Here is a 22,630-nt window from a genome sequence, read left to right as displayed (position 1 = left end):
GTACGCAGAAACACTCAGCCAGCCTTAGCCAGCCACCGGCGAGCGCCAGTCATCGGAACCGGAAGTGCCCGACACTTCGTGGGTCCAGGTGATTTTTCGGTAGGTGAATTCCACGTCTTCCAGGTGCGTGAAGTGCGAATTCGACGGGTCCTGGCAGTTGTGCATGTAGTCCTTGATGTCGACGATGATGGCGTCTTCAAGTTTGGTGGTGAAGTAATGCTCTTGCGTGCCGGCAGCCGAGGTGCGGAACCACTGGATTTCGATTTCGGTCAGGCGCTCGCCCGAGGTCAGTGCGGCCAGCAGCAGCGGCGAGGACTTGTCGAACACCTTGGTGATCTTCACCGGCTTGTGAACGCGCTGGCCGGTCGGTTGGCCCGACTGCGGGTCACGAGGGATGATCACTTCGTGGCTAAAACCCTGCACCATGACCTGATCTTCATGACCTTCCTGATACGTGTTGCCCACCGAATCCGCGGTGAATGCACCGGCTGTAATCAGACCCTGTTTGGTGCCGGTGATGGACATGTAAGCTGGCGTCGCCATTGATGCTCTCCTTGCTCAAAAATGAGGACTTGAAAGGCGCAAATGCCACTCAAGTGCTGAATGGAGTAACCAAAGTTCGTGCCAGCTTTTATCAAGTCATTTAAAAACAAGGCGTTACGCGAAGTAAGGAAATTTACTGGTTATTTTTTAAACAAAAACCTTTAAAAAGTGCGCAAGAAGTTGCGCAGTACTGTGCAACTTCTTGCGCACTCGTCTACAGCTCACGGTTTATATGGATCGTGGCCATGTATCCACACAGTTATCCACATTTGAGTGCGCAACTTCTTGCGCAGTTGGTGTTTTTTTGAAGTTGGGCTTGAGGCCATTTAGAACGTCTGTCAGAGCGCAAACTTGCCCTGTTTTAAAAGGTTTTTACCCTCGCCATTCCTTACTACTGCGTTGTTAACTTAAGGCGCGAAAACGCGAGCAGAAATCAAGCAAAGAGCACTGGACCTCAGCCTTCGCGACATCATGGAACAACAACTTCAGATCAGCTGAGGTGAGGTGAGGTCAATGCGTGCGAACCAATTGCGAACGGCGCGCGTTCGGTCTTTACGACATCTGCGCTGTGACGGGCATGGCTGTACGAACAGCTAAGTTTCCCGCAGCAATGCATCCAGGCGCTGATGGACCACGCGTACGTGAAGATGACCAAACACGATCAGGAGGGACACGCTGAGAAAGGTATCGAGTACCTTGAGGTGGGGGTTTTGCACATTGCAGACAACCATAAAAAAACCCATCCGAAGATGGGTTTTTTAATCGCTTGCGGTTTACTTCATCAGCGAAGGCGTCGGGCCTTCAGCCACACCCAGATCGTCTTGCGGCCGGGTTTCTTCCAGCGGGCGACCGCCGGAGGCCAGTTCAACCTGCAGTTTGTCTTCGTCCAGCTCTTTGACCCACTTGGCAACCACCAAAGTGGCCACCGCGTTACCTACGAGGTTGGTCAGGGCGCGGGCTTCGGACATGAAGCGGTCGATACCCAGAATCAGCGCCAGGCCGGCAACCGGCAGATGGCCCACCGCCGATAATGTCGCGGCCAGTACGATAAAGCCGCTACCGGTCACGCCCGCAGCGCCTTTGGACGACAGCAGCAGCACCAGCAACAGGGTGATCTGGTGCGTGATGTCCATGTGCGTGTCGGTGGCTTGCGCGATAAACACAGCAGCCATGGTCAGGTAGATCGACGTGCCGTCGAGGTTGAACGAGTAACCGGTCGGGATCACCAGGCCAACCACCGACTTCTTGGCGCCCAGACGTTCCATTTTCACCAGCATGCGTGGCAGCGCGGACTCGGACGAGGACGTGCCCAGTACGATCAGCAGCTCTTCACGGATGTAGCGAATCAGCTTGATCACGCTGAAACCATGAGCGCGCGCGATACCGCCCAATACCACCAGCACGAACAGCACGCAGGTGATGTAGAAGCACAGCATCAGTTGGCCCAACTGCACCAGCGACCCCACGCCGTAGGCGCCGATGGTGAACGCCATGGCACCCAGCGCGCCCAGCGGGGCAAGCTTCATGATCATGTTGATGATGTTGAACATCACGTGGGCGAAGCGGTCGATGAAGTCCAGGATCGGCTTGCCGTAGGCACCCAGGCGATGCAGGGCAAAACCGAACAGCACCGAGAACATCAGCACTTGCAGGATGTCACCGTTGGCGAAGGCGCCGACGATGGTGGACGGGATCACGTTGAGGATGAAGCCCACGATGCTTTGGTCTGCGCCAGCGGTCACATAGGCCGCGACTTTGGAGGCATCCAGCGTGGAGGCGTCAATGTGCATGCCGGCGCCAGGCTGCACCACGTTAACCACGACCAGACCGATCAACAGGGCAATGGTCGATACGATTTCGAAGTAGAGCAGTGCATAACCGCCGGTCTTGCCGACCGATTTCATGCTCTGCATCCCGGCGATACCGCTCACCACCGTACAGAAAATGATCGGGGCAATGACCATCTTGATCAGTTTGATAAAGCCATCACCCAAGGGTTTGAGCGCTACACCGGTTTCCGGGTAGTAGTGGCCCAGCAAAATGCCGATCGTGATCGCTACGATTACTTGCACATACAGGGATTTGTACAGTGGCTGACGAGTCGTCATTGCAAAGTTCCTCAAGTGCATCACTCGGCCATCATTCCATCTGAGACCGGCAACGCCTAAAGCGCGAACCCTCCTGTACTTGGAGGGATTTGTTGTGTCGAGCTGCTCTGTCGGCAGACCTCTCGCACTTATTGCAAGCCACGGGCCAACGTTGGCAAAACACGCCCAAAGCCCGACGCCACTTAGCCTTGTAGGAAATTACAGACAATTTTTGTAGGACAACTTTGGCGGGTTTCCGCCCATTGACTGTGAACGACAGGAGGAAATGGCGGATTTCCGCCTGCTTCACGTCAGCGGGAAGCGTATGCGGAATGCCGCGCCGCCCAGGGAGGAATCATCCAGGGTCAGCTGCGCGTCGTAGCTTTCGATGATGTCCTTGACTACCGCCAGGCCGATCCCCTGCCCCGGATGCTGGCGATCAAGACGTTCGCCACGTTGCAGAATGCGCGCTCGCTGATCGGCGGGCACGCCGGGCCCGTCGTCTTCCACGCACACGTCAATCCCGGCCGCCGTGCGATGCAGGCTGATGCGCACCTGGCTCAAACACAGGCGGTAGGCGTTTTCGAGCAGGTTGCCGAGCAGCTCCAGCAACGCGTTTTGCTCGATCGGCACATGGCTGAGGGGCGCAATGTCCAAACTGACCTTGACCCGCTTGTCGCGGTAGACCTTCTCCAGGGTGTTGCACAGGCTTTCAACCACCGGGATCAGCTCGACCTGATGGCGCACCAGGCCACTTTTGCGCAGGCTGGCGCGTTGCAACTGGTAGCTGATTTGCTGGTTCATGCGTTCGATCTGGGTTTGCAGTACCCACGCCTGCTCGCGGTCTTCCGGACGCTGGGCCATGCTTTCGCTGACGCCCTGCAACACCGCCAGCGGGGTTTTCAGACTGTGGGCCAGGTCATCCAGCGAGTCACGGTAGCGGGTGCGCTGTTCTCGCTCGCTTTGCAGCAAGCGGTTCAAGGAGCCGGTCAAGCGCAGCAATTCACGCGGGTGCTGTTCGCTGAGGCTGTCGCGCTCGCCGGTTTCGATCTGGTCCAGTTCCTGACTTAAACGTCGCAAGGCACGCAACCCCCACGTCAATCCAATCCATAGCAGCGCCAGCAACACACACAATGCAGCGCCAAATCCCAGGTAAAGATTTTCACGCAGCCCGGCGAGGGTCATGTTGTATTCGCGCATGGGCTGCAACGCCACGAAGCTGAAGGCCGCGCTTTTGCCGCCCAGCAGCTTGACCTCCACGTCATAGACGAAGAACTCTTCGCCGCTGTCCTCACGAATACTTGCGAACTCGTTACCGCGCCCGTCATAACGCGGCTTGTAGTTGATGGATTCTTCTTGCGTGGCCCGCGAGCGCCAAACCAGATGGCCCTCGCGGTCATAGATGTAGCCGAGCAGGCGACTGTCCGGCAGGTTGAATTGCTCATCCGGCAACAGGACCGGCATTTTCAGGTGATTCTTTTCGACCCGTGCCGCGGAAATCAGGGTGTTTACATCCGATGCCAAACGCTGCTCGATGGCGCCCTTGAGCGCCAGACTGAATGCCCCTTGCATGGCCGGTAACAGCGCCAGCATGAACAGCACGGCCAGCAAGGTGGCCGCAAGCATCAGTCGAACGCGCAGCGAACGAATCATCGGCAGCGCTCAGTAAACAAATACCCCATGCCGCGCACCGTATCGATTGGCTTAAAGCCGTTTGCCCCCTCCAACTTGCGTCGCAAGCGCCCGACCAGCACCTCGATCACATTCGGATCACGTTCCTCGTCATCCGGGTACAGCTGTTCCATCAGTCGGTCCTTGGCCACCACCTGCTGGTGATGACGCATCAGGTATTCCAGAATCCGGTATTCATAGGCCGTCAGCGCCAGCGGCTCACCCTCCAGCACCGCCTGCTTGCGATTGATGTCGAGCACCAGTTCGCCAGCCACGATGGTGGGCTGGGTAAAACCGCTGGAGCGGCGCAACAAGGCATTCAAACGCGCTTCAAGTTCTTCGAACTGGAACGGCTTGACCACATAGTCGTCAGCGCCCGCTGCCAGCCCTTCGACCTTGTCTTGCCAGTTGCCGCGCGCGGTCAGAATCAGGATCGGGAACGTCTTGCCACGCTGGCGCAACTCACCAATGAGCTCAAGCCCGCCAAGCCCCGGCAGCCCCAAGTCAATCATCGCCAGGTCGTAGTTGAACTGCCCGGCCTGGTACAGCGCTTCTTCAGCATTGGCCACGGCCTCGACCACATGCCCCCCTTCCCTGAGGCGGGTTTGCAAGTGATGGCGCAACAGCGCCTCGTCTTCTACCACCAGCAGTTTCATCGCGCTCTCCCAAGCCTGATCGCGCCTCCATAGGCGTAAAACACGTGGCCACTGTATCGTTACGGCCCTGAACACACTCTGAACGATAGCCAACCGCCGCAAGCGACTACCCAGCGCGGCGCGGACCCGGCAAAATGCGCGGCATGACTCGACTCCCTGCCTTGCCCGCCTGCTGCACCCCGTTGCGTGCCGACTGGCCTTTGCCTCAACCGCTGCCGGGCAGCGTTTGGCGCAGTACCGACTTCACGCCTGCGCACTTGCTGGCTGACGACTTTGCCCGCAGCGCAATCGAAATGCCCGCCAGTATTCAACGCTCAGTGGCCAAACGCCAAGCCGAATTTCTGGCCGGACGCCTGTGCGCGCGCGCCGCCTTGCTGCACTTGGATGGCACCTGCGCCACGCCCGCCATCGGTGAAGACCGCGCCCCCGTATGGCCCGCCCACATCGCGGGGGCCATCACCCACAGCAACGGCCGGGCGGGCGCCGTGGTAGCGCTCAAAAGTGAGTGGCAAGGGCTGGGCATCGACCTCGAAAACCTCCTCAGCGACGAGCGCGCCCGGCGTCTGGTCAAAGAAATCCTCACGCCGGGTGAGCAACGGCGCATGGCCGAAGGCTGCGATGAGGATGTGGCGTTGGTCGTCACCCTGACCTTTTCAATCAAGGAAAGCCTGTTCAAGGCGTTGTTCCCCCTCGTAGGTCAACGCTTCTACTTTGAACACGCCGAAGTGCTGAGCTGGTCGAAAGACGGCCACGTGCGCCTGCGCCTGCTCACCGACCTGTCGACCGAGTGGCACCACGGCAAGGAAATCGAAGGGCAGTTTGCGGTGCATGAAGGGCAGCTCTTGAGCCTGGTGGCCATCGCTGCCTGATAAAAAGCCCTGAAGCCATCGCTTCAGGGCTCACTTCATCATTGGGCAACGCCACGGTTTATCCTGCAAGGCCCGCCGCTGCTTGTTCAAAACGGGTCAGCTCATCAAACAGCGCCTCTCTGGCCTGTTTGTGGCTGGCGGCTGCTTCCTCGCCTTGCTGGATATAGAGCGCCTCCTCCAGGGTTTCGCTTTGGCTGGCGAGTTGCTCGCGCTTTTTATCGTAATCGTCCCTGACCGCCTTGAAGCGTGCCTCGTATTTGCGCTTGAGGAACCGGCGCCAAAATTTTTCACGGGTGATCGAGTAGTGCAGCGCCGGGCTGGCGTCCAGACTCAACACGTGCGCCTTGGCAGCGTTAAGCATCTGCGGGGTGACGCCAGCTATTTGTTCATGCTGCATGCTGCGGGTCTTAAGGGGCAGCCCCAGCTCTTCGGCCAGGAAGACCCGGTAATACAGCTGAATTTCAGCGTCGTCGGGGTGGGCGCCGGCCTGATAGCGATCCCGGATGTCCTTGTTCGCAATGTCATCCACCTGACGCAGCCGGAACAGGCTTTTGGCGAACTTCAACAAGTCAGCGGCAATGGTTTCCTCAGTGCTCATACGCTCGATTTTATGCACCTGCGCGGTCACTTCGAGGTTGCCGAAAATCACCATGACGCCATCAGCGCAGGTCGCCACAAAATTGATTTCATGGAAGATCGCCTGGCGCAGCGCTGTGGATTCCAACATCAGGTCAATCAACGCCCAGACACGCTCCTGAAGCGGCTGGCGGGTGGATGACGTTTCGTATTCCCTGGAACCGGTCATGTCGCGGATGACCCTGAAAAAGTCTTCCGCCACCCGGCCTTCGCGCCTGAGCAAGTCCCATTGGCGGGTTCTGCGGGCCTTCTCGCCGCTGGCCAGACCCGGCGGAAACCACTGGGCTACCAGCCGTTTATGGTCATGCTCCGGCACCGTTCTGTCGGGCAGGATGATGCCGAAACTCCACCCTGTGCGCTGGTGATACACCTCCAACTGCTCCATCGCCTCAGGCATGAGCGGATTGCCAAACAAGCGGATACTGCGCGCCACGGAGCTGTCGGCAGGCAGGTCCAGAATGGCTTGCGGAATGTTGAACAGGTGATTGAAGTCCATGCGCACCGTTTCGAGGTGCGCCAGGCCAACCAGCCCGGACGGCCATTGCAGGAGCTGGTTGCCACGCAGATGCAGTTCTCGCAATTCCGTCATGTGGGTGACATCGGGCACGGCAGACGCTACTTGGGGCCAGCCGCCAGATCCGACGAGGTTGAAGTTGAGGTTCAACACCCGCAGGGACGTGAGCGTGCTCAACCCTTGGGCACTTTCAGGCGTGAGCACGATGCGATTGCCGCTCAGGTCGAGGCGCGTCAGCCCCGTCATGTGGAAGACGCGCTGCGGTACGGCCGCAAGCCGATTGTTGGTGATCGCAAGGTGGCGCAAGCCGGTGAAACGGCTCAAGAAATCACTGGGGTCATTAAATAGCCCCATACCGTCCATGACCAACGAGCCGATGTGGCTGAAATTCGCGTTGAGCGCCGGTAAGTCGCCGACAACCAGATTGGACAGGTCCAATGTGTACCCGATGAACTGGCCGTCGGTTGAATACAGGGGCTCGGTTTCTGTCCGCCAGGCACTCAAGATCCGCTGCACCGCCTCGCGCCTGGCAGGGTTAGGCGCTGCCTGAGCAGAGCCGGGCGAAACCACTTCCAGCGCCGCCCATGCCTCCAACTGTCGTTTGTTGTTTTCAAACTCAACCCGCAGTTGCTCCACGGCTCTGTAGCGGGACGCTTCGTCATTGCCCAAGCGATTGAGCCAATGGTTGATCTGCTCGCCCGTCAAGCTTGGGTAAAGGAGAACGGCTTTGCGTATCAGGTCATTGGCGTGCGCACCCGCCCCCGTCGGCGGGTACAAGGGATAAGCAACAATCGAGGTATCCATCTTGATTACGGGCTCAATCCAGGGCTTTTCGGTCTCCAGCCCCAGCAAGGTGCGGATATTTGTCCGGTGGGCCAAGGCCAGGTCGCTGATTTTCGCCCCCAGGGTCTGGCTATCCTCCACGCCCTGCAGGCCGATGGCCGCGCGTTCCTCTTCACTGAGCACATGCAGGATGGACGACAGCAGGTTATTGCCCGTCTCCGGCAGCGCATTCAAGACCGATCCGTTGTTTGAATACGCCAGGTACTGATGCTCCTGCTTGACCAACAGCCGGTAATGGCCCGGTTCGGCTGTACCGATACTGTCGAGCACAGGTCCGTCCAGCGTCTGGCTACGCACTTCAATCGCCACCTGCCCCGGCCAGCCCGGCAGAGCCTGCAACAGATGCAGCATGAGTTTTTCACTGTCAGGGGTGGCCGTGGCCTTCAGGTACAACCCCTCGTAGGCGCGGGTCAGGCGCACTTCCCTCGCGGTGTGGGCCATCTGTTCTGCCAGTCGAGGCGCTATATCGCCGTTGTCCAGGTACTCGGACTTTTCATGTGCCGTGGCCTGGTGCAGCAGATGGCGGATAACACTCAGGGGCAGTGCAGTCGGATCTTGCTGGATCAGTTGCACGTGCGGATCTGAGCTTTTCTCTTCTTTTTCGTAGAGCGACTTGAACAAATCAGGCATGCGCGCAAGGGCGTGTTCGCCCAGCTTTTTGCCCAGCGCCAGCATGCGTTGCTCAATCACCGGTGCGTATTCGCCCAGCAGTTGCAGGGTGTCAGCCTTGTCCAGACGCATCAGCACCGCGCGCAACAAGCTGCCATTACTGGCGTCTGCACGGGACAACGTGACACGGGGAATCGCACGGCTCAGATCGGCCCCGTATTCGGCCAAGGTGTTGCCGTGCTCGTCCACCACTTGCAGCACTTTATCGCGGGGCCACCCCGGCAGGCTTTGCAGCAACAGCAACTGGATATCGGCACGGGCCGTACGCAGGGAATAATGCTCCTGCATGGCGTTCACAAAACGGTGAATCTCAGCCTCGATATCAAAGCGTTTCCAAGTGTCCATCAACAGGGGTGGAGCCGCACGGTTGTTCACGTGCACATGGCGCAGGCTGCCTTCATCGGTATGGCTGACGCGCATGATCTGCTGGCCCACCGCGTCTTCAAACGAAACGGGCGTCGCACGCAACCGGCGCAGCAGGGACAAGCCTTGCCATTGCAAAGGGTTTTCAGTGCTGACGCGCCACGCACCTTCAAAGTTGTGTTCCAGTACCGGCGCATCGACCCCCACTCGGGAGGGGTGCTTGAGCCGCCAGTGGGCGGTGACTTTGTCGTATTCCACTTGAAACACCCAACCGTACAACGGCACGTATTGTTTGCCGTTGAGGTGGTAAAGCCCCAGTTCATCGGGTTGAAGGTCACGGGGCAGGCGCAGGTCCTGAATGTATGGGCTGGCCGAGTTGTCCCAAAGCCGAACCTCACCGCTCGGTTGGCGCATGGCCGACATGGCATCGCCCAACGCGGTGCGAAACCCCTGGCTGTCGGTGGGGTGCCGCATGCCCAGAAGCGTGCGCTCGTGGGGTTGTAGCACCGAGGCAATCGCCAGATAAAAACTGTCACTGGTCTCGGGGACCGGAATGACGCTGCTGTTTTTGACGTCGTAGGCCTTGTAAATGCCGTTGCCGTAATGCCGCAGTTCCACAGCGGTGTCGTCAGGCCCGGTGCGCACAAGGTACGGGGCGTCATGCTCGGTAATCGCCAGGTATCGGTCCAACTTGTCACTCAGCAGGCCTTTGGCAAACTCGCGTGTCCACTGGTCAATGTCCGGGTTATAGGCCCGGCTGTAATAAATGCCATCGAGCGCCTGATCGATACGCAACTGGATTTTCAGACGATCCGCTGCTTCAGAAAACGGAATCGGCTGACGATTGTGCAGCAACGCATCACGGGCCTGATTCCCACTGAAGGGGTACTGCCCCAGCAAGTGTTCAAGGCACGCCACCGACAACGACGAGTTCAGCGCATGCAGTTTGGCGATCAAAGCCGACGTTCGGCTGGAAAACGCTGGATACACCCGCGGCAAGAACTTGCGGGCCGGGTTGCGGCTGGCCACCGGGTCAGAGCGCTGATGCCCCTCCAGCACCGTCAGGGCCTGAAACAACAGCGCCCGTTCGATTTGGGCCAGTTGGGCGATTTGTTCACGCAGCGTGGCAATCTGCCCGGCTTTGCTGACCGCCGGATTGACGTCACGCCCCAGCTCAGAACCCTCAGGCAGTTGATCGACAATCAGCGTAAACAGTTGCTCGACGCTGGCGGGACCTTGCGTCACATCCTCTTTGGCCACGTAGCGGCCGGTGTCCAGCCGTTTAATGTCAATGCTGTGCGGCTCAACGCCCGGTCGTGGATCGGGCCCATAAGATTCGATCCGCACACCCTGACGGTCGAACACATTGAGTACGGTATCGGCAGGCCAGTGCGGTAACTGGGTGAGCAAGGCGAACACGGCATGATCGGCATTGGCCGGCAGTTCACCGCGCAGGGGCAAGTCATCAATGATCCGGGTGATCTGCTGTTCAACCCGCAACCGGCGAACCCCGTCGGCCAAAGGCCCCGGCAGCGGCTCGCCCAGCCAGACCTGTTCCAGCTGCACCCGCGTGGTCGCGGTGGTGCGCAACATCAACTCAATGTCCTTGATGGCCACGCGCGTCGAATCAAAGGGCAACATGCGTTGCACCAGTTGCACATCGCTCAGGTGGCCGACATCGTCCAGCACCAGCTGCCACATCTGTTTGGCAGGATCGAACTTCACCGGCGGGCGGTACGCGTGCAGGTCCGGGGTGTTGAGCACGTAGCGCTTGTCTTTCGGGTCGTAGACCACCTCGGCAGCGCGCACGGCATCCCCGTCGTACACCTTGACGTAGAGTTTGTCGTTGATTTCATACAGGCCTTGAATGTCAGGCGTCAGGCTGTCCAGTGTGCTGGCTTGCACGAGGGAATACTGATCCAGTTGAGGTCGCCACAGCGCTGTGTTGCCATCGCCCAGGGTGACTTTTCGTGGTTCCCCCAAGCGGTTCCACAAGGCATTCATCCGTTTGTCATGCACCCTTGCGCCCGCCCCGATCAACCACCCGGTGAGCAACAGATCGGCCGTGTCGGCCAAGGCACTGGCAAACTCACTGGACTCCCCACGGCTGGCCCCGATGACGCCTTTGGCGAAGCTATAGCCAAGCGAGCCAAACACCACGACTTGCATCACCCGGGTCAACCCCGTCACGCCACCGGGGACCGGGGTCAAGAGCAAGCTCAGTAGTTCATTGCCAATGGCCAGCATGGCGTCCTTGAGCGCTTGCCAGTCGGCTGCAGAGCGCGAAGACGCCATCAGCGTGAGGTTGGTCTTGTAACGCTTGACCTGACGCCTGCTCAGCACATCGACCAGCTTTCGCCGTGGGTAGCCAACCGGCTCCACTTTGAACTTCAGGGTGTTGAGGGTCGGCTCCGCAAACGCCAGGTGAAAACCGTCATACAGCGCCCCGGCCAGCCAGCTCAAGCCCGGCGGACGCGGTTCATCACTGAGCAGCTTTTGAAATTCGTTCAACGCCGGCAGGGGTAATTGAGCGGCGAACCAACCAAGGTCCTTCTCGCGGTGGGACTGCTTCAATTGCCGCCTGAAATGCTCGGTGAAACTCGTGCGAGGGGGATGGTACAAGAGCGCGCCGCCCGGCCGGTTCGGAAAGTAGCTGTACACCCCTTTTACATCCTCGAATTCAAGGACCACCAACGACGTTTCCATGGGGTCGTCAAAAATCGCGCGCGCCGAACGATAGACCGACACTGGCCGCACATCGCAGGCTTTGGGGTCGTTGAACACCTTGAGCAAGCGCTGATAGTCCTCGCGCTGGATACCACTGACAGCGGCATTGCGGTACGCCTCCAGCAGGTCAAATTCAAAGCTGGCACGGGTGGCCTTGCCAATCAGAATGTTCAAGATGCCGTCAGGCCCCATCGCCTGTACCAGGTCTTGTGCCAGAGCACCGCCCATGTCCAGCTTTCGAACAATGGCGATAAACCCGCGCACATCCATCGGTTTTCTGGCCGGGCCATAGTGAATGAAGCTGGCTTCAACGAAGCTGAACGGCTTGAGGAAGATCGAGTCGGTGCTGAAACCAAAATTGGCGCACGCGGCCTCCCACAACGTCATGGAGCGCACGTGCTCGACGGTTTTGGACTCATCCAGCGCGCGCCGCCGTCGCATCGGTTGCTCTTGGACTTTGGACGAGGGATTGACCCACTCGCTTAACAGGTCCAGCGGCGTACGGCCTTCCTTGAACTCCAGATAACGGGTGTAAATTCGGGTTTGCTCAGGGTCGACGTCGTCCCCGGTCAGGGTTTTCAGCGCCTGCTTGAGCCGGGCCATGTGTGTGGTTTTGAAGGCTTCCCTGAAACGTGTGGTTTCTGTTTCGGCCTCTTTCACGCTGCTCTGGGCCGCGCGCTGTACGTCGATGTAGCGCTTGATCAGATCATTGTCGAAGTTGGCAAATCGGGCACGCATGTTGGCCGCCATAAAGGCCAGTGCTTCCTGCTGGGCAAGCAGCTTGGCCGTCAGGAGGGCCGGTGGACGCTCAGGTCCATCTGAAGAGAGGGTCATGTCAGGTAATCCAGTGAAGGGAAAAACTCACCCTAAACAGGATCAGCACGGTAGATGCGGTAGTTATTTAACCACCCCTGACTGAGGCAAAACGCTGCTATTGCGTCGCCGCAGTGGTGGCGCGAGTTGGAAACCGGCTCGAAAAAAGGCCCTGATGCACACGCTTCAGGGCCTGAAAACAGCAGACAAACGTGCAACCGATTAGAAGAGGTTGACCTCAACGCCTGCGGTCTCCGCTTGCGCTTGGCGGGTCAGTTCATCGAACAGGGCTTCGATCGCCTGATCCTTGCGGGTCACGGCCTCCTGCGCCTGGCGTTCATAGTCTGTTTCACCCAAGGCCTCACTTTGCTCGGTCAGCGCTTCGTAGGTCGTTTTGAACTCATCCTCAATCGCCTGAAAGCGCTCCTCATGCGTACGCAGCAGAAACTGTCGCCAAAACTTCTCTGTGGTGATGGCGTATTGCTGTGCGGGTGAGCCTTCCATGCTCAGGATTCGGGCCTTGATGAGTTCGATTTGAACCGGGGTGACGGCTGCAATCGCCTCAAAGTGCATGCCTTGGGTTTGTGTGGGCAATGCCAGGTCCCGGGCCAGTTTGATGCGGTAAGCCAGTTGTATTTCCGCTTCATCCGGCATCCCGCCCGACCTGTAACGCTCGGCAATATCCTGACGGGCGGCCTCATCCACCTGTCGCAAACGAAACATGCTCTTGGCCAGCGCCAGCAAATACGCGGCACTCAAGGTCTGCGTGTCCTGCTGCTCAGCCTTGTGCACGAGGGTCAGCACTTGCAGGTTGTCGAAAATAAACATGACCCCATCGGAGCACGTGCGCTCGTGATTGATCTCATTGAACACGCTGGTGCGCAGCTCGGTGGACTCCAGCATTCGTTCGATCAGGGTCCAGACGCGCGTCTTCAGGCGCTCTTGCGTGACACTGGTGCGGTAGTCTTTGGAGTCGGTCATGTCATGCAACAGCCTGAAAAAGTCTTCGGCCACCTGGCCTTCACGCTTGAGCAAGAGCCACTGCGAGGATTTGCTCATCAGGTCAGCGTCGGTCAATTCATCCGAAAGCCAGGCTTCCAGCTCGATCAGGTCTGACTCAGGGCCCTCGAGGTGCTCGCGATGGACCGCAATGCCCAGTCCCAAACCTGTGCGCTCGCGGTAAGCCTGCAGACGCTCCAGGCTTTGCGCGCTCAGGGGGTTATCGTGCAGCACCGTGTGGCGATTGACCGGGCTGTCATCCGGCACCTCAAACACGGCCTGGGGAATGTCGGTGATCTGGTTGTTACGCAGGTCCAACCGCTCGATGTGGGTCAACTCAAGCACCCCCGTGGGCCATGTCGAAATTCGGGCATGGCGCAAGTACAGGCCCCGCAGATCACTCATAAGGCTGACATCAGGCGCCAGCCCCAGGCGGTTGTACTTGAGGTTGAGAATTTTCAGCAGACGCAGATTTCGCAGACTTTGCACGGTTTGAGGCGTGAGGACGATGAGGTTGTTGTTTAAAATCAGCCGGGTCAGCCCCGTCATCCTCAAGACCCCGGCCGGCACCTCCGGTAGCAGGTTGTTGGCCATCGACAACCAGCGCAGCCGGGTGAAGCTGTTCAGAAACTCGTTGGAGCCGCTGTACAGCCCCATGCTGTCCATGTCCAGCGACCCAATGTGGCTGAAATCCCCCGCCAGCGCCGGAAGATCCCCGACCACCCAACTGGACAGGTCCAGCTTGTGGCCGATGAAGTGCCCATCGTGGGCGTAGATTCTGGGGGTTTCTTTACGCCATGCGCTCAAGATGCGCTGAACAACCTGCTCGCGGTCCTCTCTGGAAACGGGCAACACATACCCCGGCGACACGGTACGAATCAGCGTGTGTGACCAGACCTCCAGTTGCAACTTCATCGTTTCGTACTCGACCCTCTTGCGCTCCAGCGCCACCAGCCGGCTGGCCTCATTGGCACCCAGCGTATTGAGGAGCAAGTTGATCTCATCCGCATTCAGGCTGGGGTACAGCCGCACGGCCTTGCGGATCAAGTTGTTGGAATGAATGCCTTGGCCCTGCCGCCCAAACAAGGGATAGGCCAGGAAGGACACGTCGATGTTCATCGGTGGCCTGAGCCAGGGTTTATCGGCATCGAGCCCCAACAGGGTTTTGACGTTGGCCCGGTGCGCGAGGGCCAGGTCACTGACTTTTGCGGCCAGAACCTGGCTTTCATCAACCCCCTGAATACCGATGGCATTGCGCTCGTCCTCGCTGAGCACATGCAGGATGGAGGGCAGCAGGTTGTTGCCCGTTTCAGGCAAGGTATTCAAGGGCTGGCCCTCTGGCGAATAGGCCAGGTATTGATGCTCGCGCTTGACCAGCCGACGCACACTGACCGCGTCGGTACTCGATATCCGGTCAAGCACGGCGCCGTCCAGCGTGTTGCTGCGCACCTCGATCGCCACGTGACCCGGCCATCCCGGCAGCGCCTGAAGCATGTGCAAGGTCAGCTTTTCACTGTCCGCTGTGGCCGTGGCTCCCAGAAACAGCCCTTCATAGGCGCGGGTCAGGCGCACTTCCCGGGCGGACCAGGGCAGTTGTTCAGCCACACGCGGTGGCATGACGCCCTTATCCAGATAATCGGTTTTTTCACGGGTGGTGGTATGGCGCAGCACGGTTTTTATAACGCTCAGGGGCAACTGGGACGGGTGTTTCTGGATTAATTGAATGTGCGGGTCGCTGCTGTGCTCGGCTTTCTCGTAGAGCGATTTGAACAGTTGCGCATGCCGCGTGAGTGCGTGCCCGGCGATTTTTTTGCCCAGGCGCAACATCCGTTGCTCAATCACCGGGTCATAGTGCCCCAGCAGCGCCTGAGTATCGGCCCGGTCGAGTTTCATGAGCACCGCCCGCAGCAAGCTGCCGTTACTGGCGTCTTCACGCGAAAGCCTGATCCGAGGCACAGCGGGGCTTAAATCGGCACCGTATTCGGCCAGCGTGTTGCCCTGCGCGTCCACCACGTGCAGCACCTTGTCGCGTGGCCAGCCGGGCAGGCTTTGCAGTAGCAGCAATTGAATGTCTGCCCGGGCAGTGCGCAAGGCGTAATGCTCCTGCATGGACTGCACGAAGTGCTTGATCTGCGCCTCGATGTCAAAGCGTTTCCAGGTGTCCATCAGCAAGGGCGGTGGCGCGCCGTTGTTGAGGTGTACCTGACGTAAAACCCCCTCATCGGTGTTGCTGATCTGCATGATCTGCCTGCCCACCGTCTCCTCGAACGAAACCGGGGTGGCGCGCAGTCGGCGCAACAGGGTCAGGCCCTGCCACTGCAAGGGATTTTCGGTGTTGACCCGCCACGCCCCCTCGCCATTGTGCTCAAGCACGGGCGCATCGACCCCCACGTTGGTGGGGTGTTTGAAGCGCCAATGCTTGAGGCTGGCGTCCCATTCGACTTGAAACACGAAACCATAGAGCGGCAGGTAGTGTTTGCCGTTCACGTCGTACAGACCGATCTCGTCCGGCATCGCGTCATGGGGCAAACGCAGGTCCTGCGCAAACTGGCTGGCGGTGTTTTCCCAAAGCCTGACCTCGCCATTGGGCTGGCGCATCGCCGACATCATGTCCCCCAGGGTTTGGCGCAACCCGGCGGCATCACTCGCCGTGCGCATGCCCAGGGAAAGCCGCTCGTCGAAGCGCAAAATTGAGCCAATGGCCAGATAGAAGCTGTCACTGCTGACGGGAACAGGCACCACCACATCCCTCTGAAAATCGTAGGCCTTGTAAATACCGTTGCCGTAATGACGTAACACCACGGCGTTGTCTTCGGGGCCGGTGGGCACGTACGGGGTGATGTTCTGCGGGTCGCCATATTCCGTAATAACCAATGAGCGATCCAGCTTCTCACTCAGCAGCCCCTTGGCAAACTCACGGGTCCACAGGTCGGTGTCGTGGCTGTGAGCCCGTGTGTGGTAGATGCCGTCCAGCGTCTGATCGATCCGTAACTGAATTTTGAGCCGTTGCGCGGCCTCGGCAAACGCAACAGGCAGCCGGTCATGGGTCAGCGCCTCGTCGATCTGGGCGGCAGTGAACGGGTACTCGTCCAGCAACTGCTCCAGGCATTCGACCGACAACTGCGGGTCCAGCCCATGCAACTTGGCAATCAACGCCGTGGTGGTGGCCGTTAACGGCGGGTACACCAACGGCAAAAATCCACGGGCTGGGTGCTGGCTGGCGACGGCATCCGAACGCTGATGCCCCTCCAGCACCGTCAGCGCCTGAAACAACACCGTGTATTCACGCTTGGCCAACTGCGCGATCTGTTCCCGAATAGTGGCAATCCGACTGGTCGTGCTCGCCTGTGGCCGCCCTTCTCGCCCCAGTTCGCACGTCTCAGGCAACTGATCGACGATCAGGGTGAACAATTGTTCAACACCTGCCACGGTGTGCGTCACCTCTTGGCGGGCCACATAGCGGCCGTAGTCGAGCCGCTTGATTTCGATGGCGTGCCTGGCCGCGCCCGGCCGTGGCGCCTGCCCGTACGACTCCACCTGCACGCCCTGCTGATCGAAGACGTCCAGCACGGTGTCCGCAGGCCAGTGGGGCAACTGTGTCAGCAAAGCAAAGACAGCGTGATCGCTATTGGCCGGCATTTCACCGCGCAACGGCAGGTCATCGATGATGCGCGTGATCAACCTATCCACCCGCAAGCGCCGCACACCGTCGGTCAAAGGGCCTGGAATGCGCTGGCCGTGCCAGGTACGTTCAAGCTGCTCGCGCGTGGTCGCTGTAATCCGCAGCATCAAATCGATAGCGTTGAGGTCGAGCTGCGCGTCGTCAAAAGGCAGCATCCGTTGCACTAACCGGGCGTCACTCAACAGGTCAATGTCGTCCAGCGCCAGACGCCAGACTTGGCGGGCCAAATCAAACTTCACCACGGGCCGGTACGCATGGGCCTGCGTGGTGTTCATCACGTAGTGCTTGCCCTGGGCGTCGTAGATGATTTCCACGGCACGGTGTACTTCGCCGTCATAGACCTTGGCATACAGCTTGTCATTGACCTCATAGATACCCTCAGCGTTGGGCGTCAGGCTGTCCAGCGCGCTGGCGTCCACCTGGGAGTAACGGTTCAGATCGGGGTGCCAGAGATCGGTTTTGCCGTCGGCATAGACCACTTTTCGCGGCCGGCCCAATTGGTTCCAGAGTGCAGTCATGCGCGTGCGGTGAACGTGGCTACCGACCCCGATGAGCCATCCGCTGAGCAGCATGTCCGCTGTATCGGCCAACGCTCCGGCAAACTCATTGGTCGCGCCTTTGCTCGCCTCCCAAAATCCTTTGACCACGCTGTAGCTCAAAGACCCGAACACGGCCGCCTGCATCACCCGGTTCAGCCCCGTAACGCCCCCAGGCACCGGCGTGGTCAGCAAGCTCAGGACTTCCTGCCCGATGGCCAGCATGGCCTCTTTTAGCGCCTGCCAATCGGCCTCGGAGCGGGAAGTGGCCAACAGGCTCAAATCCGCTTTGAATCGAGTTTCGTGAAACGCGCTCAGCATCTCGAGCATGGATTTGCGGGGCGAAGCCAAGGGGTTGGCGTATAGGCTCACCGTGTCCAGCGACGGTTCCGGGAATGCCGCATGAAACCCGTCATACAGCACCCCTGCCAACCAGCTCAGGCCCGCAGGACGCGGTTCGGCATTCAATAATTTTTGAAAGCGCCGCAGATGGGTCAACGGCAGTTGCGAAGCAAACCAACCCATTTCACCGTCGCGATGGGCCTGTTTGAGTTGGGCCAGGAAGTGCTCTTTGTAGGCTTCCCCTTGCGCGTGATACTGCAGCGCGCCGCCGGGCCGGTTGGGAAAATAACTGTACCCGCCCACCTCTGCCGGGAAGTGCATGAAGAGCAGCCCAACGGGGATTTGATCGGCCACTGCCAGAATGGAGCGGGCCATTTCCACCGAGTGCACATGCCAGGGCAGCTCACCCTTGAAGGCTTTAAGCAGTTGTTCGTAACGCTCGCGGGTGACACCGCTCACCGCCGACGTGCGATAAGCCTCCAGCAGGTCAAAAGCAAAAACGGAGGTGGCGGCCTCTGAAATGAGCTTGTTTAACGTGCCGTCGGGGCCCATTGCCTGTAACAGCGTGGTGGACAGCCACGTGCCGAAATCCAGCTCGCGAACGATGGCAATGAAGGCCCTGACGTCCATCTCCTTGTTCGTCTGCCCGTATCGAATAAAACTGGCCTCAACGAAGCTGAACGGCTTGAGAAAGATCGAGTCGGTGCCGAAACCGAAATTGGCGCACGCGGCGTCCCATAGGCTGATTGAGAACACGTGATCGACATACTTTGATTCATCGAGGGCGCGGTCAGCCCTGGCGGCACCGTCAGAGACGTCCGGTTTGGGGCTGACCCATCCGCTCAATACCTCCAGCGGCGTGCGCTGCTCTTTGAATTCGCGGTAACGGGTGTAAAGCCAGGCACGTTCGGGGTCCACGTCATCGCCGGTGAGGGTTTTCAGGGCGCGCTTGAGTTGGGCCAGCCGGGTGGATTTGAAGGTGTTGCGAAAACGCATACTTTCAGTGTCCAGGGCCTGCACGCTGGCCAGCGCCTTGCGCTGCAAATCGATGTAATGCTGAATCAGCGCCGTCTCAAAGCCTGCAAAGTTGGCCTTCATGTTGGCGGCCATATAGTTGAAAGCATCGTGCTGCGCCCATTGCTTGGCTGATAACAGCGCGGGCGCGCGATCTATGTTGTTGAGAGAAAAACCGGTCATGGGCCATGTTCCTGTGGGAGAAGGGTTCACCCTAAACAGGAACAAAACGCGCCAAGCGGTAGATAGCTATGCCGGGCAACACCCGCCCTACGTGCGCACCTCATCGGTTGAGGGTGGTGCGTAAACGCTTCACCTGACCATGACATAGATCTGCGTCATGCTTTATGACGCTTGCCGCAAACGCCGTTATTGGCCCGACAGCCCCGCATGCTATGGTTTGCGCCCCATAATCGAGCGTATTGCCACTATGCCCGTGACGTCCCGCTATCTGCGTTTGACGCTGTACACCGTGTTGATTTTGGTCGGGGCTGTGGTTGCAGGCGGCTGGGCCATGCAACAGGCCAAACACCATGCGCTGGAAGAAAGCGCCCGACGCGGGCCCGAGCAACTGAGCTTATATGCCAATTCGCTGCACACGCTGATCGAACGCTACCGCGCCCTGCCCGCCGTGCTGGCGCAAGACCCGGAACTGATCGCCGCATTGGCCGGGCACGTCACCCCCGAGGTACAGGCCCAGCTCAATCGCAAACTGGAACGCATCAATGGGGCCGCGCAATCGTCCACGCTGGAGCTGCTCGACAGCACCGGACTGGCCGTGGCCGCCAGTAACTGGAACACCTCCAACAGTTACGTGGGCCATAACTACGGGTTTCGCCCTTATTTCAGCCAGACCCGCAGTCAGGGCACCGGGCGGTTTTATGCCGTGGGCGTGACCAGCGGGATCCCGGGCTACTTTTTGTCCAGCGCCGTCCACGATGGCGGCGGGCGCTTTCTGGGCGCCATTGTGGTCAAGCTTGAGTTCCCGGAGCTGGAGCGCGAGTGGAGCCAGGGCAGCGACACCCTGCTGGTCAGCGATGCGCGCGACATCGTGTTTATCGCCAATCAACCCGGCTGGCGCTATCGCCACCTGCGCCCGCTCATTGACAGCGACCGCGACAACATCACGTTGACCCGCCAATACGACAAACAGCCGTTGACCCTGATGCCGACCCGCACCCTGCGCGTGTTTGATGACAACAGCTTCCTGACCCAGGTGGATGGCCCGGACGGCCCGACGGACTATTTGTGGGGGTCGTTGCCACTCAAAGCCGAAGGCTGGACCCTGCACTTGCTGCGCAAACCGCCGACCGCCAGTGAAGACGGGCGCAATGCCGCGCTGGCAGCCGTTGGTTTATGGCTGACGCTGGTGTTTCTGGGGCTGTTTTTGTTCCAACGCTGGCGCATTGGCCGCATGCGCCAACGTAACCGTGAAGAACTTGAACAACTGGTCGAAGCCCGCACCCGTGACCTGCGCACCGCGCAAGATGGCCTGGTGCAATCGGCCAAACTCGCGGCGCTGGGGCAGATGTCGGCGGCGTTGGCCCACGAAATCAATCAGCCGCTCACCGCCCAGCGCATGCAACTGGCCACCTTGCGCCTGTTGCTTGACCACGGTCGCATCGAAGACGCCTATAAAGCCCTTACGCCGCTGGAACATATGTTGACGCGCATGGCGGCGCTCACTGGGCATCTGAAAACCTACGCCCGGCAAAGCCCCAGCGGCCTGCGCGAGCGCCTGGATCTGGCCAGTGTGGTGGACCAGGCCTTACAGTTGGTGGAGCCGCGGCTCAAGGAAGAAGGGGTTGAACTGCACACCCGGCTGGTGCGCCCGGCCTGGGTGCGCGGCGATGCGATTCGTTTGGAGCAGGTCATGATCAACCTGCTGCGCAATGCGCTGGACGCCATGCACGACACACCGCGCAAGCAGTTGGAAATTTGCATCGAAGCCGATCAGCAGTTGTGGCATTTGACCGTCAGCGACAGCGGTGGCGGCATCAGTGACGAACACTTGGGCAAGGTCTTCGACCCCTTTTTCACCACCAAACCGGTGGGCGACGGTTTGGGCTTGGGGCTGGCGGTGTCGTATGCCATCGTTCATGAACTCGGCGGTCGCCTGACTGCCTGTAACCACGCCGATGGCGCACTGTTCACATTGACGCTGCCCATCGCACAGGACGCTTGAAACATGCTTGATTCGGTAATCGTGGTCGATGACGAGGCCAGCATTCGAACCGCCGTTGAGCAATGGCTGAGCCTCAGCGGCTTTGACGTGCAGCTGTACAGTTGCGCCGAAGACTGCCTCAGCCACCTGCCCGCGCATTTTGCTGGGGTGATTGTGAGTGACGTGCGCATGCCCGGCATGGGCGGTCTGGCCCTGCTGACCCGTTTGCAACAACTGGACCCGGACTTGCCGGTGATCCTGCTGACCGGGCATGGCGATGTGCCCATGGCGGTGGAGGCCATGCGCGACGGCGCTTATGACTTCCTGGAAAAACCCTTCAGCCCCGAGGCCCTGCTCAGCAGCCTGCGCCGCGCGCTGGAGAAACGTCGGCTGGTCCTGGAAAACCGCCGCCTGCATGAACAGGTCGATGTGCGCGAACAGCTTGACGGCCGGTTGCTGGGTGTATCGCGCAGCTTGCAGACGTTGCGCCGGCAGGTGATCGACTTGGCGCCGTTGCCGGTCAACGTACTGATCCGTGGTGAAACCGGCAGCGGTAAAGAGCTGGTGGCGCGCTGCCTGCATGATTTCGGGCCACGTGCCGACCAGCCCTTTGTGGCGCTCAACTGTGCCGCCATCCCCGAACACCTGTTTGAAGCCGAACTGTTTGGCCACGAAAGCGGTGCCTTTACCGGTGCTCAGGGCAAACGCATCGGCAAGCTGGAATACGCCGACGGCGGCACCCTGTTCCTGGATGAAATTGAAAGCATGCCGCTGGCCCAACAAGCCAAATTGCTGCGGGTGCTGCAAGAGCAAAAACTTGAACGGCTGGGTTCCAACCTCAGCATCGCGGTGGATTTGCGCATCATCGCCGCCACCAAGCCTGACCTGCTGGACGAAGCCCGCGCCGGGCGCTTTCGCGAGGATTTGGCCTATCGCCTGACGGTGGCCGAGTTGCGCCTGCCTCCCTTGCGCGAACGCCGTGAAGACATTCCGCTGTTGTACGAGTTCTTTTCCCACAGCGCTGGCGAGCGTCTGGGCCGCAGTGTGCAGCCACTCAGTGGCGCGCAGTTAACCCGCCTGCTGAGCCACGACTGGCCGGGGAACGTGCGCGAGCTGGCCAACGTGGCGGAACGACGGGTATTGGGGCTGGGCGAACCGCAATGGGACGACCCCGACATTGGCCAGTCCTTGGTGGCCCAGCAGGAAGCCTTTGAAGCGCAATGCCTGCGCGCCGCCCTGAGCCGCCACAAAGGCGATATCAAAGCGGTGATGGCCGAGCTGCAACTGCCTCGCCGCACCCTGAACGAAAAAATGCAGCGTCACGGGCTGGTGCGCGAAGCGTTCTTGAACACCAACTAGAACGCGGCACCTGCCGACCCTGCCGCCAGCGCCACACTCCGCAGTGATAGGCGGATTTCCGCTTATCGCTTAAGGGGTTTGAGCGAAATTCCGCTCACCCTCATAGGTTTTGCCCTTGTAAACCGGGCATTTACGTCTTGGCA

9 protein-coding genes are annotated in these 22,630 nt (G+C 59.6%); 3 read left to right on the top strand and 6 right to left on the bottom strand.

Features of this window, described 5'->3' with window-relative positions; translation table 11 throughout:
• Window positions 1–24: 24 nt before the first annotated feature.
• From IF654_RS06385 to IF654_RS06370, 4 genes are all read right to left on the bottom strand, one after another.
• On the bottom strand, window positions 25–543 hold the full coding sequence (locus IF654_RS06385) for an Hcp family type VI secretion system effector (protein ID WP_047274249.1): 519 nt from the start codon (window positions 541–543) through the stop codon (window positions 25–27).
• A 773-nt stretch (window positions 544–1,316) separates the two neighbouring features.
• A complete protein-coding gene (locus tag IF654_RS06380; protein ID WP_047274246.1) occupies window positions 1,317–2,651 on the bottom strand; it encodes a dicarboxylate/amino acid:cation symporter in 1,335 nt (444 codons plus the stop codon).
• A gap of 285 nt (window positions 2,652–2,936) precedes the next feature.
• Window positions 2,937–4,283 carry an ATP-binding protein gene (locus tag IF654_RS06375; RefSeq protein WP_047274244.1) on the bottom strand — a complete coding sequence of 449 codons (1,347 nt, stop codon included), beginning with the start codon at window positions 4,281–4,283 and terminating at the stop codon, window positions 2,937–2,939.
• Entirely contained in the window at window positions 4,280–4,957 is a 678-nt protein-coding gene (locus IF654_RS06370; protein WP_047274242.1) for a response regulator, read from the bottom strand. The genes IF654_RS06375 and IF654_RS06370 overlap by 4 nt, the downstream gene beginning before the upstream one ends.
• Before the next feature lie 143 nt (window positions 4,958–5,100).
• Between IF654_RS06370 and IF654_RS06365 the strand changes: the two genes are divergently transcribed.
• On the top strand, window positions 5,101–5,826 hold the full coding sequence (locus tag IF654_RS06365) for a 4'-phosphopantetheinyl transferase family protein (protein ID WP_047281161.1): 726 nt from the start codon (window positions 5,101–5,103) through the stop codon (window positions 5,824–5,826).
• Between the two features lie 58 nt (window positions 5,827–5,884).
• Here IF654_RS06365 and IF654_RS06360 read toward each other — a convergent pair whose 3' ends face one another.
• Window positions 5,885–12,412 carry an NEL-type E3 ubiquitin ligase domain-containing protein gene (locus tag IF654_RS06360; RefSeq protein ID WP_194862655.1) on the bottom strand — a complete coding sequence of 2,176 codons (6,528 nt, stop codon included), beginning with the start codon at window positions 12,410–12,412 and terminating at the stop codon, window positions 5,885–5,887.
• Window positions 12,413–12,613: 201 nt separating this feature from the next.
• On the bottom strand, window positions 12,614–19,147 hold the full coding sequence (locus IF654_RS06355) for an NEL-type E3 ubiquitin ligase domain-containing protein (RefSeq protein ID WP_194862656.1): 6,534 nt from the start codon (window positions 19,145–19,147) through the stop codon (window positions 12,614–12,616).
• Between the two features lie 247 nt (window positions 19,148–19,394).
• Between IF654_RS06355 and IF654_RS06350 the strand changes: the two genes are divergently transcribed.
• Complete coding sequence (locus IF654_RS06350) at window positions 19,395–21,149, top strand: ATP-binding protein (RefSeq protein ID WP_194862657.1); 1,755 nt, start codon at window positions 19,395–19,397, stop codon at window positions 21,147–21,149.
• A 3-nt stretch (window positions 21,150–21,152) separates the two neighbouring features.
• A complete protein-coding gene (locus IF654_RS06345; protein WP_194862658.1) occupies window positions 21,153–22,487 on the top strand; it encodes a sigma-54-dependent transcriptional regulator in 1,335 nt (444 codons plus the stop codon).
• Window positions 22,488–22,630 lie beyond the last annotated feature (143 nt).

The sequence above is a fragment of the Pseudomonas lundensis genome, assembly GCF_015377145.2.
GTDB lineage: Bacteria > Pseudomonadota > Gammaproteobacteria > Pseudomonadales > Pseudomonadaceae > Aquipseudomonas > Aquipseudomonas lundensis.
The sequence above is the reverse complement of the archived record's forward strand: the minus strand, read 5'-3'. Positions and strand labels throughout refer to the sequence as shown.

Coding starts and splice junctions, on each gene's coding strand:
- IF654_RS06385 (WP_047274249.1), bottom strand. CDS start 543: ATGGCGACGCCAGCTTACATGTCCATCACCGGCACCAAACAGGGTCTG.
- IF654_RS06380 (WP_047274246.1), bottom strand. CDS start 2,651: ATGACGACTCGTCAGCCACTGTACAAATCCCTGTATGTGCAAGTAATC.
- IF654_RS06375 (WP_047274244.1), bottom strand. CDS start 4,283: ATGATTCGTTCGCTGCGCGTTCGACTGATGCTTGCGGCCACCTTGCTG.
- IF654_RS06370 (WP_047274242.1), bottom strand. CDS start 4,957: ATGAAACTGCTGGTGGTAGAAGACGAGGCGCTGTTGCGCCATCACTTG.
- IF654_RS06365 (WP_047281161.1), top strand. CDS start 5,101: ATGACTCGACTCCCTGCCTTGCCCGCCTGCTGCACCCCGTTGCGTGCC.
- IF654_RS06360 (WP_194862655.1), bottom strand. CDS start 12,412: ATGACCCTCTCTTCAGATGGACCTGAGCGTCCACCGGCCCTCCTGACG.
- IF654_RS06355 (WP_194862656.1), bottom strand. CDS start 19,147: ATGACCGGTTTTTCTCTCAACAACATAGATCGCGCGCCCGCGCTGTTA.
- IF654_RS06350 (WP_194862657.1), top strand. CDS start 19,395: ATGCCCGTGACGTCCCGCTATCTGCGTTTGACGCTGTACACCGTGTTG.
- IF654_RS06345 (WP_194862658.1), top strand. CDS start 21,153: ATGCTTGATTCGGTAATCGTGGTCGATGACGAGGCCAGCATTCGAACC.